This window comes from Hoyosella subflava DQS3-9A1 (genome assembly GCF_000214175.1).
Classification (GTDB): Bacteria; Actinomycetota; Actinomycetes; order Mycobacteriales; family Mycobacteriaceae; genus Hoyosella; species Hoyosella subflava.
In genome coordinates this window covers 3034530-3049903 of record NC_015564.1, presented here as the reverse complement: position 1 = coordinate 3049903, position 15374 = coordinate 3034530, and the positions used below count along the sequence as shown (strand labels likewise).

Below are 15374 nucleotides of genomic sequence, written 5' to 3'. Positions count from 1 at the left end.
CCACTCGCCCTTCCGGCTGGATGTGTCGTTCTGCTGATGTCGAATATGGACGCACAGGCTGTGATCTCGGTTCCATCACGGATCGGAAAAGTATGGTGATCGATCTCAAACTCGGTGCTATTAGCTCGTGAGGAACTGTCGCTCTTCGGTTTAGGCGCAGAACTTTTCGGAATATGCTCCGCGTCGCGCGGATCTCCGTAAGATTGCGAATCAGTGACCGTATTACCCACCCATTTGTCGGTTGGATGAATGACGCCGGAAATGAGGTCCCGTGATTGGCGGATACCGAGCATCACGAACCGGGTTATATGGTGTGATCTGCCTGGCGTGGGGCTGGAAGGGGAACGGTGGAGGTGCGGGGTGGGTGAAACCCATCCCTGGGGTGTCTGTCTCCGAATGACCACAAGTACGACAGTGGTAACTATCAGGCTGTAACGGTCGAGGGGTGAAGATGGATGTACCTAGCGTGAACCGATTTGATGGAGACTCTGGACGGTCTGGCGTGCGTACTCCGCTGACGTCTGCTCAGGTCGCGATCTGGTTCTCGCAGCGTCTGCACCCAGAGGTTCCTGACAACCTGGTCCACTACGTCGACTTGAGCGGCGACGTCGACGAGGTCCGACTCGCGCACGCCATCCGTGGCGCCGCCCGCGAAACAGGCATTTCGACGGTGGGCTTCATCGAAAGCGACGGATGGCCATATCAAGTGGCCCGGCCGTCATCCGAGGTTGAAGTTCAGATCGTTGACCTGCGCAAGCTGCCGGACCCGTACGTCGCCGCCCAGCGCTGGATGAATGCAGACCGGACTCGGCTCGTGGATATCGTTCGCGACGATCTCGTCACTGCGGCGGTCCTGCGTATTGGGGACGATCGTGTTCTTTGGTATTCACGCGTTCATCACCTGGTCGCCGACCCATTTGTCGTCGCCGCGTTGCTGCGCCGCGCCTCAGAGATCTACTCAGCGGACAACCGCGACGAAGCTCCGATCCCGTCGGCGTGGTCGGCTGCACATAGCGCCGTAGACGCGGAATATGACTACTGCGGTTCAGCCGCCTACAAACGCGACTCCGAATACTGGACTGAGCAACTGCATGACGTGGCCGAGCCAGTCAGTCTGGCTGGGCGAAGCGCAGAGCCGAGCCTCGACACGGTCCGTATCCAGGGAGCGGTGCCTGCCTCGATTAATGCCCGAATCGCGTACCGTTCCGAGCAGCTCGGTACCACTATTGCGATTGTTGTCGCGGCCGCTTTCACCGCGTATCAGGTGCGTGCGACTACGAGTGACGACCCCCTCGTCTCCCTGCAGGTCGCCGCGCGGCCGACCATGCTGCTTCGTCGCTCGCCGGGTGTGCTGTCCAATGTCATTCCGCTGCGCAGCAGGATCACCGCCTCCACCCCTGTCCGAAGCGCGATCCGCGCCGTGGCGGAAGCCACTATTGGCGCGCTGAGTCATCAGCGATACCGCCGCGACGACATCATCCGCGAGCTGGGGATCGTGAGTGATTCAGCAGGAGACTTCGGTCCTGTGCTGAACTTTGCACTCAACGAATCTACAGTCGATGTCGGGGGCACTCGGTTCGATGTGCATGAACTCGCTGGCGGTCTGGTGAACGACCTCAAAGTCACACTGCGATCGGACGCCAACGACAATCTGATCATTGAATTCGAGGCGAACCCGCACTTGTATTCGGTTGCTGAGGTCGAGTCGCACCACGCGAGATTCTGCGCGTTCCTCGAGCAGTTCATTACAGCTGCAGATTTCACCCACATCGGTGCACTACGGGGATTCGGCCCGAACCTACAGCTCGTACGCTGACCGGCCCTCGGTCTGTGAGACACGACACAACTGAGAAATTGTTTCGCGCGGAACCAAGAGCTCCCCGAATACGTCAGACATTGACGGAGCGAGGGGAGAACCGATCGTGCACGCGAAATCATGGAATATGACAGGCCTTGAGCTGTCGCTCCTAATATTCAGTGCGGGACGCGACCGTTTGCCGTATCCGCTGCAGCACCCGCTGCCGGGTTCAGATAACGGTGCAACGCGCGAAGAACTCGCCACCGCGAAACGTCGCCTCGAACGACAATTGTCACACGACCTTGAGGAGGCCGCGCTTTGTCTCCTCGAACCCGAAAAGTACGCCCAATCGGTGAGCTTTGTCCGCGACGGCGCAACCACCAAGAAACATCGGGCGATCGTCGCGGCACGGGGTGGCCATGCAGGAGTCGCTGTTCAAGAACCAGGCGCATCAGAACGCCACGGCGGTGACGTAGTACTGCGCCTCGTGCCACGTGCGGCGGCCGCGCAGTACTTGGTGGCGTCGCTGCCAGACACCCCCGCGGGACTTTCGCGCAGTGTGACGGGCCGTATGTCTGTCGCGAAGGCTGCGGAGACGACGATGCCGAAGCGGCTTCCGACGCACCGCGACGGTGTCACCCCCGAAACGCTGTTTTCCCGCCGCCGCACGGCCGCAGGCGAAGTAGTCGTGGGTTCGGGACCCACGTACAGCACGCGTGTCAACGAGACCGACACCGCACTCAGTTGGATCGACATTGACGGCGATGGCCGCTACCTGGTGCGATCGTCAGGCAACCCTGACCGTCTTCGCGTTTTTCCTGCTGACGGCGCCCGTCTCACTCATGAGATCCGGAAGTTCGTCGCCTAGCACGGCACGTTCAGCGACCGCCACCGCCTCCGCCGCCACCCCCACCGCCGGAGAAGCCGCCACTGCTGGAGAACCCGCTACTGCCACTCGGACCGGCCGGTGAACTTACGAAACCGCTCATCGACTCGCTGAAGTGGGCAGTACTGAAAGGCTGAGTGCCGTAATACCAGAAGGGCACAATGTGGCGCTCCTCGTACTTCTCGGAAAGCTCGTTGACCCATTTCTTTTCGTGACCGAAGAGCACGGCGTACGGCAGTGTGCGTTCGTAAAGCTGAACCATCTGATCCGAGCTGAATGCACTTATCTGGATGGTCGGTGCGGTCCCGGGTCCCTGCATCGCGGCGATGCGGTCATTTTCATTCATGCCCACGTACTTTTTCAGCCCGTCCAGGTGATCCACGACCGCACGGCCGCGGGGGGTCAAGGGACGAATGTCGACCGCGGCGATAATCGCGATGAGTGCGGCGACAAAGGTTGCCGCTAGCAGTCCATATCGCCAGTCCGCGGGCTGGTTGCTCAGAATAATCGCTGCTATAGCACTGACGGCGATGGCAGCCCCAGCGATCACAAAGACCTTCCATCCCGCTTTCACCCGATTCCGGTAGCCGTGCTCGATGGCGTCCTTTCGTGCGGTCGACTGCAATTCCTGCAGTTTCTGTGCCACGTCGGTGTCTTTGTCGCCGAAGTTGTGCCGCGCGCCGGCTTCGCCGGAGGGGAAGAAGATTTCGATCAACTGACGCTCGTACGGATTTAGCCCATCGGTGTGCACGAGTTCTACCGCGTACTTGTTCGACGACGTGAACGCGCTCTTCTTCTCCACTTCAACGATGCGCACAAAGCCCCGGACGGCAAGGTCAAGGATCTGCGCCGGAATGGTATTCGCGACGCTGCCCTGGATGCCCGCAGCCTCGATAATCGAAAGCCCTTGAGGGGGAGCGTACTGCAGCGAGACGGGCCCATTGCGCGGCGCGCTCCGTCCGATCGTCGTGCGGATTCGAGTGACGAATCCCAGCACTCCGAGGGCCGCGAGCATGGCTCCGATCATCGAGTAGCGTGCTGCAGCCCCGATGGGTCCCTGATCGTACGGTGCGAAGGTGCCTGGCTCGAACATGGCGACCAGAGTGACGTTCTCGCCTGCGTCCAGCGGCCGGTTCGCTGTGAAAGTCAGCGTCTGGCCATCGCTTGTCGCATCACACTCTTCGGTTGCGCCGAACTCACCCGCGATACACCGGATCGCGCCCGTGAAGTTGTCCCTCACTGATTCGTCGAGATGCACGCGCGCAGTAAGCGCCTCGAAGGGCTGACGCCACCCGACGCCGTTCGTATTCCAGTAGAACTCTTGGTGTTCGCCATCGTCCAGGATGACGTCGCGCATCGTGTAGATGAACTCGTACACCTGGGTTCCGTTGACGTAATCATCGGTGCCGGTCTCGATGACAGTGTGCTCGCCACTCGAGTACTCGTCGTAGATCGGCTCCTCAGCGCCGTTGCGCGTCACAGATTCCACGGAGAGGCTGACTGTGTGCCCGTCGTAGTGGCGGGGGATCTCACGCACCAGACCCTTGTTCTGGTCGAAGTCCGGAAACTCCGCCGTCAGCGTCTCGACAACGCGCAGAGATGCTCGGCCCTCGTCATCGCGCGAGAGGTAATAGTCGGCGTCGAAACTGCTGAACGTGAAATCTTCAGTCGACTGCGCGATCGCGGCGGGTACAGGAACGAGAAGCGCGAATGCCGCGCACAGCAACAGCAGGGCCGGTCGTCTCATGCCAGGCACGCTAGCACCGGTAGCTGACATCGTCGCGCCAAAGCGTTCTGCACCCTCGGCTAAGCGCTGTAGACGACGCATAGGCCCACGTGAGACATATTTTCGCGATTTCTCCCAACCGCACACAAAAGGCGCGCAGAATTACCGTTACTACCTAGTTGCGGAGATTCGCGGTGAAGATTCGCACTGAAGAAGAGAGGGCGATTATGAGGTCACGCACACGGAGGCTCACCAGTGCTGCGGCCGCGACCGGACTTGCCTTGGCGCTGGTGACAGGCTGCGGTACTGACACCGATGACGAAGGCCTCGGTGACGCCACACCCGACGCGACGACACCGGAAGCGACGACAGAAGTAACCGAAGAGGAGATGGAACCGCCCGAGGGCATGTTCTTCGGGTCCGAAGTCGAAGTGGGAGAGGGATCTGCACGCACATTCGTGCTCCTTGACGACGACGGCGCACCGACTGAAGTGGGGATTAGGCTTTCTGAAGGAGCGCTTGAGGCACTGCCGGACGCGCCTGAGGGCCCGCCCGAATTCTGGGAGATGGAACTGCCCGATGAGGCTGAGGACACAGTATTCCAGTTCGTGTCACTCGACTGGGCCAGCCACGGTCACGAGCCCCCCGGCCTGTTCGACGTGCCGCATTTCGACATCCACTTCTACATGATCGAAGCTGATGAGGTCATGGCGATCGATCCGGAGGACCCAGAGTTCGCGGAGAAGGCCGAGAACGTGCCTGAGCCGCAGTACATGCCGCAGGACTTCATCACCCTCCCGGGTGCGCCAGTGGCAGAAACCGCCGTGCCTGCTATGGGCGTGCACTGGATCGACTCCGAAGGTGGCCTCGTCCCCGGCGAGTACGAATTCGAGGTGGTCTTCATCAACGGGTCGTGGGACGGCGAATACACGTTCATGGAGCCGATGGTCACGCTGGAATTCCTGCAGTCGCGCGAGTCGTTCGAGGCCGAGATTAAGCAGCCTGAGGCGTACCAGCGGAGCGGATACTATCCGACCATGTACAGCGTGACTTTCGACGAGGCAACGGGTGAGCACGTCATCACGCTCGGCGGAATGGAGATGCGCGAGGAGAGCTGAGATTTCCTCGAGGTTGCAGATTTCCTAGAGTAACTATGAATCTCCTCAAGATTTTTCTTGAGGAGATTCATAGTTTCCTGAGGCAATCCGGAGACTAGTCGGTAAGCGCCCGCAGTTGCTCGATCAGGCGCACGCGGGCGTCGGTTTCGAACGCCATCGGCGTGACGTTGAGGGTGGTGACACCCGCTTCGCGGAACGCCGCGATCCGTTCCTTCACGAACCCCGCAGGGCCAATCAGCGACGTGGCGCGCACCAGTTCGGTCGGCACGTGTTCCGCTGCCTCGTCTTTCTTGCCCTCGAGGTAGAGCTCTTGAATGCGGTCCGCCTCGGCACCATATCCGTACTGGGTGGCCAGACTGTGATAAAAATTCTTACCTTTCGCGCCCATACCGCCGATGTACAGCGCCATAAAGGGCTTGACGAGGTCGAGAAGTGGTTCGACGTCGTCGCCAATGGCAAGCGGCGGACCGGCGTAGATGTCGAGCTCACCCAATGCGGGGTCGCGCTTTTCGAAACCTTTCGCCAGTGCCTCGCCCCAGACATCCTTCGCCTTTTCCGGATGAAAGAATATCGGCTGCCAGCCCTCGGCTAGCTCGGCCGTCATCTGCACGTTCTTAGGTCCAAGCGCGGCCAGCAAGATCGGGATGCGTTCCCGAACAGGGTGGTTGATCAACTTCAGTGGCTTCCCGAGGCCGGTGCCCTGCCCTTCAGGGAGCGGCAACTGGTAGTAGCGGCCGTCGTATTCGAGTTTCTCCCGCCGCCATACTTTGCGGCAGATTTCGATGATCTCGCGCGTGCGCCCGATCGGCGCATCGTAGGGAACGCCGTGGAAGCCTTCGATAACCTGCGGCCCCGAGGCGCCGAGACCCAATACGAAGCGTCCGCCGGACACGTAGTCCAGGCCGGCTGCGGTCATTGCGGTTAACGTCGGTGTACGCGTGAATACCTGCAATATGCCCGAGGCCAGCTGAATACGCGACGTCTTCGCGGCGAGATAACCGAGCGCGCTTACCGCATCGAAGCTGTACGCTTCGGCGACGAACACGATGTCGAGTCCCGCTCGCTCGAGGTCAGCGATCTCAGCCGCCGCATCCGCGAACTCGCCTGAGTAGTTGATAGACAGCCCGATTCGCATCCGGATCCCCTTTCGTCGGCACGCTCGACCATACTCCGCGTTAACTTCCGGGCTCATACAGGTCACTCGCTCGCAGTGGTTAGAGTGCATGAATGACTGAATTGAAAGCATTCACCGTCGAGAAGCGTGATCACATTGCCGAGGTCACAATGATTGGCCCCGGCAAAGGCAACGCGATGGGCCCGGACTTCTTCGCGGAGCTTCCCCGGATTTTTGCTGACCTGGACGCCGATCCGGAGGTCAGGGCGGTGGTGCTGGCGGCCTCCGGCAAGCATTTCAGTTTCGGTCTGGACCTGCTTGCGATGGCACCCCTGTTTGGCCCGCTGATGGAGCCTGGCGCGCTTGCTGCACCGCGAACCGACTTCCACCGCGAGGTCCGCCGCCTGCAGGATGCCCTCACATCGGTTGCCGAGTGCCGCAAACCTGTGGTCGCGGCAGTGCAGGGATGGTGCATAGGAGGTGGAGTCGACCTGATCTCGGCTGTCGACATCCGGTACGCGAGCGCTGACGCGAAATTCAGTATCCGCGAAGCAAAGGTAGCGATCGTGGCGGACATCGGGTCGCTGCACCGGCTGCCGCCGATCATCGGAGAGGCGCACCTCCGCGAACTTGCCTTGACGGCGAAGGACATCGATGCGCAGCGCGCCGAGAAGATCGGCCTCGTCACCGATGTACTTGCCGATCCCGGCGCGGCTCTGGACGCAGCGCGCGCGACTGCGCGGGAGATCGCAGCGAATCCGCCGCTCGTCGTGCAGGGGGTAAAGGACGTGCTGGGCCGCGAGCGCGCCGCTGCGGTTGACGACGGACTGCGCTACGTCGCGGCCTGGAATGCGGCATTTCTTCCCTCGCACGATCTGACTGAAGCGATGAGCGCGGTCTTCGAAAAACGGACACCGGAGTTTAAAGGCAGATAATTAGCAGGGATGCAACGGTGCTGCAACGTTGCATTCTTAGTGTTTCAGCTCACAGCTATTCCTACTTTCGAAGGATGTCCCTGATGAGCTATCGGAGCAGTGGTCCTCTGTGGAAGCGGATAGAGGACCCGCATGTCTGACAAACGCGCGCCTGTGGCGCCGGTGACCCAGGCACACCACGACGGCGCTGAATTCCACACTGAGAGCCAGGACTACCTGGCGCGACGCTCACTCCGCGGCGGGACCGCCGGCTGGATACTCCTCGCCGGCCTCGGTGTGAGCTTCGTGATCTCGGGTGACTACGCGGGCTGGAATTACGGCCTCGGCGAAGGCGGATTCGGCGGCTTGCTCATCGCCGCGGTCATCGTCGCCGGAATGTACCTCGCGATGGTACTGGGCATGGCAGAACTTTCCTCCGCGCTGCCCGCTGCGGGAGGAGGCTACACGTTCGCGCGGCGCGCGATGGGACCCTGGGGTGGCTTCGCTACGGGGACAGCGATTCTCATCGAGTACGCCATCGCACCGGCCGCAATTGCTACGTTCATCGGTGCGTATGTCGAGTCGCTGAATCTGTTCGGCATCACTGACGGCTGGTGGGTGTACCTGGCGGTGTATGCCTTCTTCATTGGTATCCACCTCAGTGGCGCCGGCGAAGCACTGAAGACCATGTTCGTCATCACCGCGATCGCTCTAGTCGGCCTGATCGTGTTCGCGATCGCGGCGATCAGCCGTTTCGACGCGGCGAACCTCACGGACATTCCTGTTTCCGAAACCGCGGCGGGAGCATCGGAGTTCCTCCCATTCGGGGCGCTCGGCATCTGGGCCGCGATTCCTTTCGCCATCTGGTTCTTCCTCGCCATCGAAGGCGTACCGCTCGCGGCCGAAGAAGCGTCGCAGCCTGAGAAGAACGTGCCGCGCGGAATCATCGCGAGCATGCTCGTTCTGCTCGTCACCTGCGCGACCGTGTTGTTCCTCGCCACGGGCGCGATTGGTGCCGAATCGCTCGCGGACTCAGACAACCCGCTTGTGCATGCCCTCGGGGACGGCACGATCGCGAGGGTCGTCAACTACATCGGGCTGGCGGGCCTGATCGCGAGCTTCTTCGCGATCATCTACGCGTACTCGCGCCAGACGTTCGCGCTATCACGGGCCGGCTACCTGCCCACTAGTTTGTCGGTGACGAACAAGCGCAAAGCTCCCGTTCTGGCGCTCATCATTCCCGGTGTGATCGGGTTCGCGCTGTCGCTAACCGGCGAGGGTGCGACTTTGCTGAACGTCGCCGTCTTCGGTGCCGCCCTGAGCTACGTTCTGATGATGGTGAGCCACATCGTCCTGCGGGTCCGTGAACCGCAGATGCCCAGGCCCTACCGGACCCCGGGCGGCATCGCCACCACATCGTTCGCGCTGGTCATCGCGGTGTGCGCGGTGATTGCCACCTTCTTGGTCGACCCGCTCGCGGCCTTCCTGGCTCTACTCGTATTCGGCGGGTTCATGGCCTACTTCGGGTTGTACAGCCGCCACCGGCTCGTCGCGAATTCACCGGACGAAGAGTTCGCCGCGCTCGCAAACGCGGAGGCTGAACTGCGATGACGATCTACACCCAGCAGCTCGGTGGCACTGCCTACCAGTTCGGTGGACTGGTCGACCTGCTCGCTAAGGCCACGCCGCTGCGTTCGGGCGACGAACTGGCTGGGTGTGCGGCGCATTCTGATGAGGAACGTGCCGCTGCCCAGTGGGCGCTTTCTGATGTTCCGCTCTCGACGTTCCTGAACGACCTCGTCGTGCCGTACGAGACGGATGAGGTCACGCGCCTCATTGTTGACTCGCACGACCGCAGCGCGTTCGGTCCGGTTTCGCACCTGACAGTGGGGGGCCTGCGCGACTGGCTGCTCGAGACGATCACGAAAGATGACGCTGCGGCACAGTTGCGCTCTGTGTCACCAGGCTTGACCCCGGAGATGGTCGCGGCGGTCAGCAAACTGATGCGGAACCAGGACCTGATCGCCGTGTCGAAAGCGATTGAGGTCACTGCGGGTTTCCGGACAACCATTGGACTGTCGGGACGGCTCGCCACCCGCTTGCAGCCCAACCATCCCACTGACAATCCCCGGGGTATCGCCGCGGCGACTCTCGATGGGCTGCTCATGGGGTGCGGTGACGCAGTCATCGGCATCAACCCTGCGACGGACTCACCGCAAGCGACAGCCGATCTTCTGCACCTGCTCGATGATCTGCGTCAGAGATTCGGGATTCCGATGCAGTCCTGCGTACTGTCCCATGTCACCACGACGCTCGGCTTGATCGAGGCGGAAGCTCCGGTGGACCTTGTTTTCCAGTCGATAGCCGGAACGGAGGGCGCGAACAAAGGTTTCGGCGTGACGCTGAACCTGCTGGACGAAGCAAACAGCGCGGGCCGCTCGCTCGGTCGCGGAACGGTCGGCAACAACGTCATGTACCTCGAGACGGGGCAAGGTTCAGCGCTAAGTGCGGGCGCGCACATCGGCACCGGAAACCGGGCGGTTGACCAGCAGACACTCGAAACCCGCGCGTACGCAGTCGCCCGGCACCTCGAACCCCTACTGGTGAACACCGTGGTCGGCTTCATCGGGCCCGAGTACCTTTACGACGGCAAACAGATCATCCGGGCCGGGCTGGAGGACCACTTCTGCGGCAAACTGCTTGGCCTGCCGATGGGTGTGGACGTGTGCTACACGAATCACGCCGAAGCCGACCAGGACGACATGGATAACCTCCTCACGCTCCTCGGCGCGGCGGGAGTCGCGTTCGTGATCACCGTGCCCGGCGCGGACGACGTGATGCTCGGCTACCAGAGCCTGTCGTTTCACGATGCCCTGTTCATCCGCCGCGCTCTGGGATTGCGTGCGGCGCCCGAATTCGAGGAGTGGCTGACAGGTTTGGGAATGGCCGACGGTACGGGCCGGATTCTGCCGGTCGACCCCGCGAGGTCGCCGCTGCGTGCGCTTGCGGGGGGAGTGGCATGACTGATTTTTGGGCGCCTCTACGGACCTCGACGCAGGCCCGTATCGGTCTCGGCCGTGCGGGGGACGGGCTCCCGACGCGCAGTGTTCTCGAGTTCCGCGCCGCTCACGCCGCTGCGCGTGACGCGGTGCACCAGCCACTCGACGTGGAGGTGTTCGCCAAGGAGGTCGAGTCGCTCGGTCTTGGTGCACCGGCTGTGGTGCGCAGCCAGGTTGCGGATCGCGGCGAGTATTTGCGGCGCCCCGACTTGGGGCGAGTTCCCGCCAGCCTCGAGGATGTGGCGAAAGCTGACGCTGACGTGGGCGTAGTTCTCGCTGACGGTCTGTCACCGCGGGCGCTGCATGACCATGGTGCCGCTCTTCTCGGCGCCGTGGCCCAGGCCGTTAAGGGGGTGTACACAATCGCACCGCCAGTCATTGCGACGTCAGCGCGTGTCGCGTTGGGCGACCATATTGGCGCGGCCCTCGGCGCGGAAATTCTCATTGTCCTTATCGGGGAGCGGCCGGGACTGTCCGTCGCTGACAGTCTGGGCATCTACCTGACGTACCAGCCTCGGCCTGGCCGTGCCGATTCGGAACGGAACTGTATTTCCAACATTCACCCGCCGGACGGGCTCGGCTACACGGAAGCAGCGAGGATCGTGAAAGGCCTGATCGGTGGGGCCCGGGAACTCGGACGTTCCGGTGTCGACCTCAAAGACACGTCGCGCCTGGAGCTGACTGGGACTACCGCGGTGGAACGAGGTTAGCGAGCTGACTCACATGCTCCGGGTCGTGGCACGTGACCAGCAGCATCGTCACTCCGGAGTCCTCCCAGCGTTTGACGTCGTCGCGAACCTGCGCGGCGTCCCCGATGATCATCGTCTCGGTCACCATCTCATCGGGAATCGCCGCGGCGGCGGCATCCTTCTGCCCCGACCGGAAAAGAGCCGTCACCTCGTCCACAACGTCGCCGTAGCCCATCCGCCGGTACACCTGCGCATGAAAGTTCAGTTCGGGAGCACCCATACCTCCGACATACAGAGCAGTCACCGGTTTGAGCCGGGCGATTTCTCCCGCGCGGTCTTCGGTGACGACCACCTGGCATGTCGCCGCGACTTCGAAGTCGGCGCGGCTACGTCGAGCTCCCGCACGCGCGAACCCTTCATCGAGCCACTCGTTGTACATCGGTGCCAGGCGCGGCGAGTAATAGATCGCGAGCCAGCCGTCCGCGATTTCCGCAGTAAGTGCGATATTTTTGGGCCCTTCCGCGCCGAGCCAGACCGGGATGCCGGCGCGGAGCGGGTGGGTGATCGGCTTGAGGGGCTTGCCCAGCCCGGTCGCGTTGCCGCCCGCGTACGGGAGTGGATAGTGCGGGCCGTCGCTGGTCACAGGAGCCTGGCGGGCGAGAACCTGCCGCACGATCGACACGTACTCACGGGTGCGGGCGAGTGGCTTCGCGAACGGCTGGCCGTACCAGCCCTCGACTACTTGCGGCCCGGAAACGCCAAGCCCCAGGATGGTGCGGCCCCCGTTGAGATGGTCGAGTGTGAGGGCATGCATCGCACAGCTTGTCGGGGTGCGCGCCGAGATCTGCGCGACGGAGGTTCCGAGCCGGACTCGTTGCGTCGCCGACCCCCACCAGGCGAGCGGGGTGAACGCGTCTGACCCCCACGACTCCGCCGCAAAGACAGCGTCGAAGCCTTCTGCTTCTGCCGCGGCAATAAGTTCCCGCGCATTGGCTGGCGGCTGCGCGCCCCAGTATCCGAGCTGCAATCCGAGCTTCATTAGAACAGGTTATCGTGAAAGCTCCAGCAGTTTCCGCACCGTATTGATGTTCCGCGCGGTCCCCGGAACGCCAAGTGCGCGGCCGATGGAGGCGTCTTTCATTTCGGGCCGCCCTGCGCCATCGACATACCTGATGTGCATTTCACGACCGATGACGTCCCAGCAGTCCTTCCCAGTCTCATACGTCCGCGCTTTTTCCACGGCCGTAGCAGCTGGCTCACGCAGCAAGAACGTCACGTACGAGAACTTCGGATTCACGATTGCGAACGGATGGGCGTCGAGGGCAGCCTGCACTTCATCCGGGGAACGTGAGATCACCTCGCGAAAGAAGCCGAACTGGGCTTGGATCGCTTCTTCGAGGGCGCGGTCGAACGCATCAGGGTCTCCCGGAGGCTCACACAGGAGATTTCCGGACGCTATGTAGGTGCGCACGTCAGAAGCTCCCAGTGCTGCGGCGATGGCCCGTAGCTCTGCCATCGGCAGTTTCGCGCCGCCCACATTGATGGCGCGGACGAGATGGATGCGGGAACCCATTCGGTGCGCAGAGCTACTCGTCGACGAAGATCTCGTCGTCCTTCACCACGACGCGGCCCCGCCGGAGAGGCAAGGCTCGCGTGAGGGCTTTGAATGTGGGTCCAAGACCGGGGATCTTCGCGAAGATGCCCTGCGGGCCCAGGATCATGCGCCCAGTTTTCACGTCATACTTTGCGCCGTGCCACGGGCAGACTAGGCATCCATCGGCATCGATGCTCCCCTGGGCAAGGTTCGCACCGAAATGACGGCAGGTTCGCCCCACGGCGAAATACTCACCGTTGTTTCCGACAGCGAACTTGCCTGCCTGAGTAACCTTGCCCTTGGGTAAATCACTCTTGGAACCGACTCGGAACATGGTGGTATTCCTTTCCTCTGCTCCCGTCCTACCACGAAGCCGCAGCCACCGGGCGTGAATGCTGTGAGCTGGCAAACAGACGACAGTGCGCAAGGCTGCTAATGTCAGCGCACGCACGGGCGGGGATGACTCAGCGCGATCAATTCAGAGGAGAATGCAGTGGTCGGAACAGTGGAGACTGGCAAGGACACGGTCCAGCACCTGGTCGAGTCCGCGATCAACCACGTTGGTCAGATCTTCGTCATCACGACCGGCATGATCACTGACGTCATTCGGGAGATTGGCGACTTCATTGGTGAGACTCTTGACGTTCTCCAGAAACTCATTGAGTCAGCCGTCAGCCATGTTGGTCAGATCGCAGTGCTTATCACACGGGCAATCGCTGGAGTCATCCACGAAATCGGTGAGCTTATCTCCGAGGGTTTCGAAATGATCGAAGCATCGAAAGCCGCCTACAGCGATCGCGCGCTCTCCAGCCGGAACGAATACGTCGAGGCTGAGTTCGCTCTGTCCTGATCCAGTTCCCGCTAGCATATACAAACTGTCGATCAAATCCTCCTCAATTGCGCCGTTCTGGCAGGACGCGCGCGCGTGTGAAGACAGCCACACTGTATGTGGCGCATGAGTCTCACCACTAAGTTACTAACGACCTCCGCGCCGAATTTACGGATATCCCTCAAATTCAAGGAGTGTTGGATGAGTAGCAGCGGTGGGGCGGGCCTGGTTCGGGTCCTGGGGCGGTGGGATGTGCTCGCGGTCGCGTTCGGCGCGATGATCGGCTTCGGCTGGATCGTCCTGACTGGCGGGTTTCTCGAGGATGCGGGGACACTCGGTGCGGCGCTGGCATTCGTTATCGGCGGCGTCATCGTTTCGCTGGTGGGACTGACCTACGCCGAACTCGTGTCGGCGATGCCCGAGGCCGGCGGGGAGCACAACTATGTGCTCCGCGGTCTGGGGTCGTGGCCAGCGTTCCTTACGTCGTGGACACTCGTGCTGGGGTACATCGCGGTGTGCGCGTTCGAAGCGGTCGCGCTGCCGCACAGCCTGAAATATCTGGTGCCGCAACTCGATACGGGATACTTGTGGACGATCGCGGACAACGAGGTCTATGCCGTGTGGGCGGCCGTCGGTATCGGCGGCGGACTCGCGATGGCAATCCTGAACTATGTCGGCGTGCGCCCCGCCGCGATCTTCCAGACGATTGCGGTGGTCTTCCTGCTCGCGGTCGGTGCGACACTGCTTGTCGGTTCCTTCACCGGCGGCGAGACCGAGCACATGCAGCCACTATTCGCGACCGGGTTCTCCGGCATCCTGGTGGTACTGATCGCGGTACCGTTCCTCTTCGTCGGCTTCGACATCATCCCGCAGTCCGCCGGGGAGATCCGCCTGCCCTTCAAACTGATCGGTATCCTGCTGATCATCTCCGTGGCACTCGCCGCCGCCTGGTACATCCTGATCATCCTCACCGTCGGCTCCTCGATGCCCGCAGACGTCCTCGCGGACGCAGACCTCGCAGCGGCTGATGGCATGACCGCGCTGTGGAACAGCCAGACCATGGGCAACCTTCTGGTCCTCGGCGGTATCGCGGGCATCCTGACCAGCTGGAACGGGTTCCTCATCGGCGGCAGCCGCCTCATCTACGCCATGGCCGAATCCGGCATGCTGCCCCGCTGGTTCGCCAAAGTCCACCCGCGGTTCCACACACCGACCAACGCGATCATCTTCATCACCGCCCTGACAGTCATCGCACCGCTATTCGGGCGCCAGACCCTGATCTGGCTCGTCGGTGCCGGTGGTTTCGCGATCGTCGTCGCCTACATCATGGTGGCGATCACCTTCCTGGTGCTGCGCCGCCGCGAACCCGGCATGGAACGCCCGTTCCGCGTCGGCCCCGCCCGCACCGTGGGTGTCCTCGCCGTCGCACTCGCGATCGGACTGCTGGTGCTCTTCCTGCCCGGCATGCCAGGCGGACTCTCGGTACCGGAGTGGGTCATCCTCGCCATCTGGGGCGTCCTCGGACTCATACTGCTGACACGCGTCCCCCGCATCACACACGGCCCCGACGCCGAAGAACGCATCAGAGCCGCAACGAACCACGCATCCACCATCACGAGCTGAGCGCTGTACCACGGGGCGGGGTGC

At 62.2% G+C, this 15374-nt stretch carries 14 protein-coding genes; 9 read left to right on the top strand and 5 right to left on the bottom strand.

Features of this window, described 5'->3' with window-relative positions:
• The first annotated feature begins 466 nt into the window (after positions 1–466).
• Both AS9A_RS14330 and AS9A_RS14325 read left to right on the top strand, forming a co-directional pair.
• Positions 467–1816 carry a condensation domain-containing protein gene (locus AS9A_RS14330; protein WP_013807775.1) on the top strand — a complete coding sequence of 450 codons (1350 nt, stop codon included), beginning with the start codon at positions 467–469 and terminating at the stop codon, positions 1814–1816.
• 106 nt (positions 1817–1922) lie between these two features.
• Positions 1923–2666, top strand: coding sequence for an ESX secretion-associated protein EspG (locus tag AS9A_RS14325; protein ID WP_013807774.1), 744 nt, complete (start codon positions 1923–1925; stop codon positions 2664–2666).
• 10 nt (positions 2667–2676) lie between these two features.
• Here AS9A_RS14325 and AS9A_RS14320 read toward each other — a convergent pair whose 3' ends face one another.
• Positions 2677–4431 (bottom strand): DUF2207 domain-containing protein, encoded by a 1755-nt coding sequence (locus tag AS9A_RS14320; RefSeq protein WP_041451105.1) that lies wholly within the window; start codon positions 4429–4431, stop codon positions 2677–2679.
• Between the two features lie 206 nt (positions 4432–4637).
• Between AS9A_RS14320 and AS9A_RS14315 the strand changes: the two genes are divergently transcribed.
• Entirely contained in the window at positions 4638–5528 is an 891-nt protein-coding gene (locus tag AS9A_RS14315; protein WP_041451976.1) for a DUF5602 domain-containing protein, read from the top strand.
• A 94-nt stretch (positions 5529–5622) separates the two neighbouring features.
• Here the strand turns inward: AS9A_RS14315 and AS9A_RS14310 are convergent, their stop codons facing one another.
• Complete coding sequence (locus tag AS9A_RS14310; protein ID WP_013807771.1) at positions 5623–6663, bottom strand: LLM class F420-dependent oxidoreductase; 1041 nt, start codon at positions 6661–6663, stop codon at positions 5623–5625.
• Positions 6664–6755: 92 nt separating this feature from the next.
• Here AS9A_RS14310 and AS9A_RS14305 point away from each other — a divergent pair, with 92 nt between their 5' ends.
• From AS9A_RS14305 to eutC, 4 genes are all read left to right on the top strand, one after another.
• Positions 6756–7577: a crotonase/enoyl-CoA hydratase family protein gene (locus AS9A_RS14305; RefSeq protein ID WP_013807770.1), complete on the top strand. Its 822-nt coding sequence runs from the start codon at positions 6756–6758 to the stop codon at positions 7575–7577.
• Between the two features lie 132 nt (positions 7578–7709).
• Positions 7710–9167 (top strand): ethanolamine permease, encoded by a 1458-nt coding sequence (gene eat, locus AS9A_RS14300; protein WP_013807769.1) that lies wholly within the window; start codon positions 7710–7712, stop codon positions 9165–9167.
• On the top strand, positions 9164–10579 hold the full coding sequence (locus AS9A_RS14295; RefSeq protein ID WP_013807768.1) for an ethanolamine ammonia-lyase subunit EutB: 1416 nt from the start codon (positions 9164–9166) through the stop codon (positions 10577–10579). The genes eat and AS9A_RS14295 overlap by 4 nt, the downstream gene beginning before the upstream one ends.
• Positions 10576–11325: an ethanolamine ammonia-lyase subunit EutC gene (gene eutC, locus AS9A_RS14290; RefSeq protein WP_013807767.1), complete on the top strand. Its 750-nt coding sequence runs from the start codon at positions 10576–10578 to the stop codon at positions 11323–11325. The genes AS9A_RS14295 and eutC overlap by 4 nt, the downstream gene beginning before the upstream one ends.
• Here eutC and AS9A_RS14285 read toward each other — a convergent pair.
• From AS9A_RS14285 to AS9A_RS14275, 3 genes are read right to left on the bottom strand one after another with little or no spacing between them, the layout of a single operon-like run.
• Positions 11303–12343, bottom strand: coding sequence for an LLM class F420-dependent oxidoreductase (locus AS9A_RS14285; RefSeq protein WP_013807766.1), 1041 nt, complete (start codon positions 12341–12343; stop codon positions 11303–11305). The two genes, eutC and AS9A_RS14285, sit on opposite strands and share 23 nt — an antisense overlap.
• A 9-nt stretch (positions 12344–12352) precedes the next feature.
• The gene (locus AS9A_RS14280; RefSeq protein ID WP_013807765.1) at positions 12353–12877 is read right to left on the bottom strand and encodes a DUF1697 domain-containing protein; all 525 of its coding nucleotides are present in this window, start codon (positions 12875–12877) and stop codon (positions 12353–12355) included.
• 13 nt (positions 12878–12890) lie between these two features.
• The gene (locus tag AS9A_RS14275; protein WP_013807764.1) at positions 12891–13232 is read right to left on the bottom strand and encodes a Rieske (2Fe-2S) protein; all 342 of its coding nucleotides are present in this window, start codon (positions 13230–13232) and stop codon (positions 12891–12893) included.
• Positions 13233–13391: 159 nt separating this feature from the next.
• On the opposite strand from AS9A_RS14275, the gene AS9A_RS23875 reads away from it, so the two are divergent.
• Together AS9A_RS23875 and AS9A_RS14265 are read left to right on the top strand one after the other, a co-directional pair.
• Complete coding sequence (locus tag AS9A_RS23875) at positions 13392–13748, top strand: hypothetical protein (RefSeq protein WP_013807763.1); 357 nt, start codon at positions 13392–13394, stop codon at positions 13746–13748.
• Between the two features lie 180 nt (positions 13749–13928).
• The gene (locus AS9A_RS14265; protein WP_013807762.1) at positions 13929–15350 is read left to right on the top strand and encodes an APC family permease; all 1422 of its coding nucleotides are present in this window, start codon (positions 13929–13931) and stop codon (positions 15348–15350) included.
• The last annotated feature ends 24 nt before the right edge of the window (positions 15351–15374 follow it).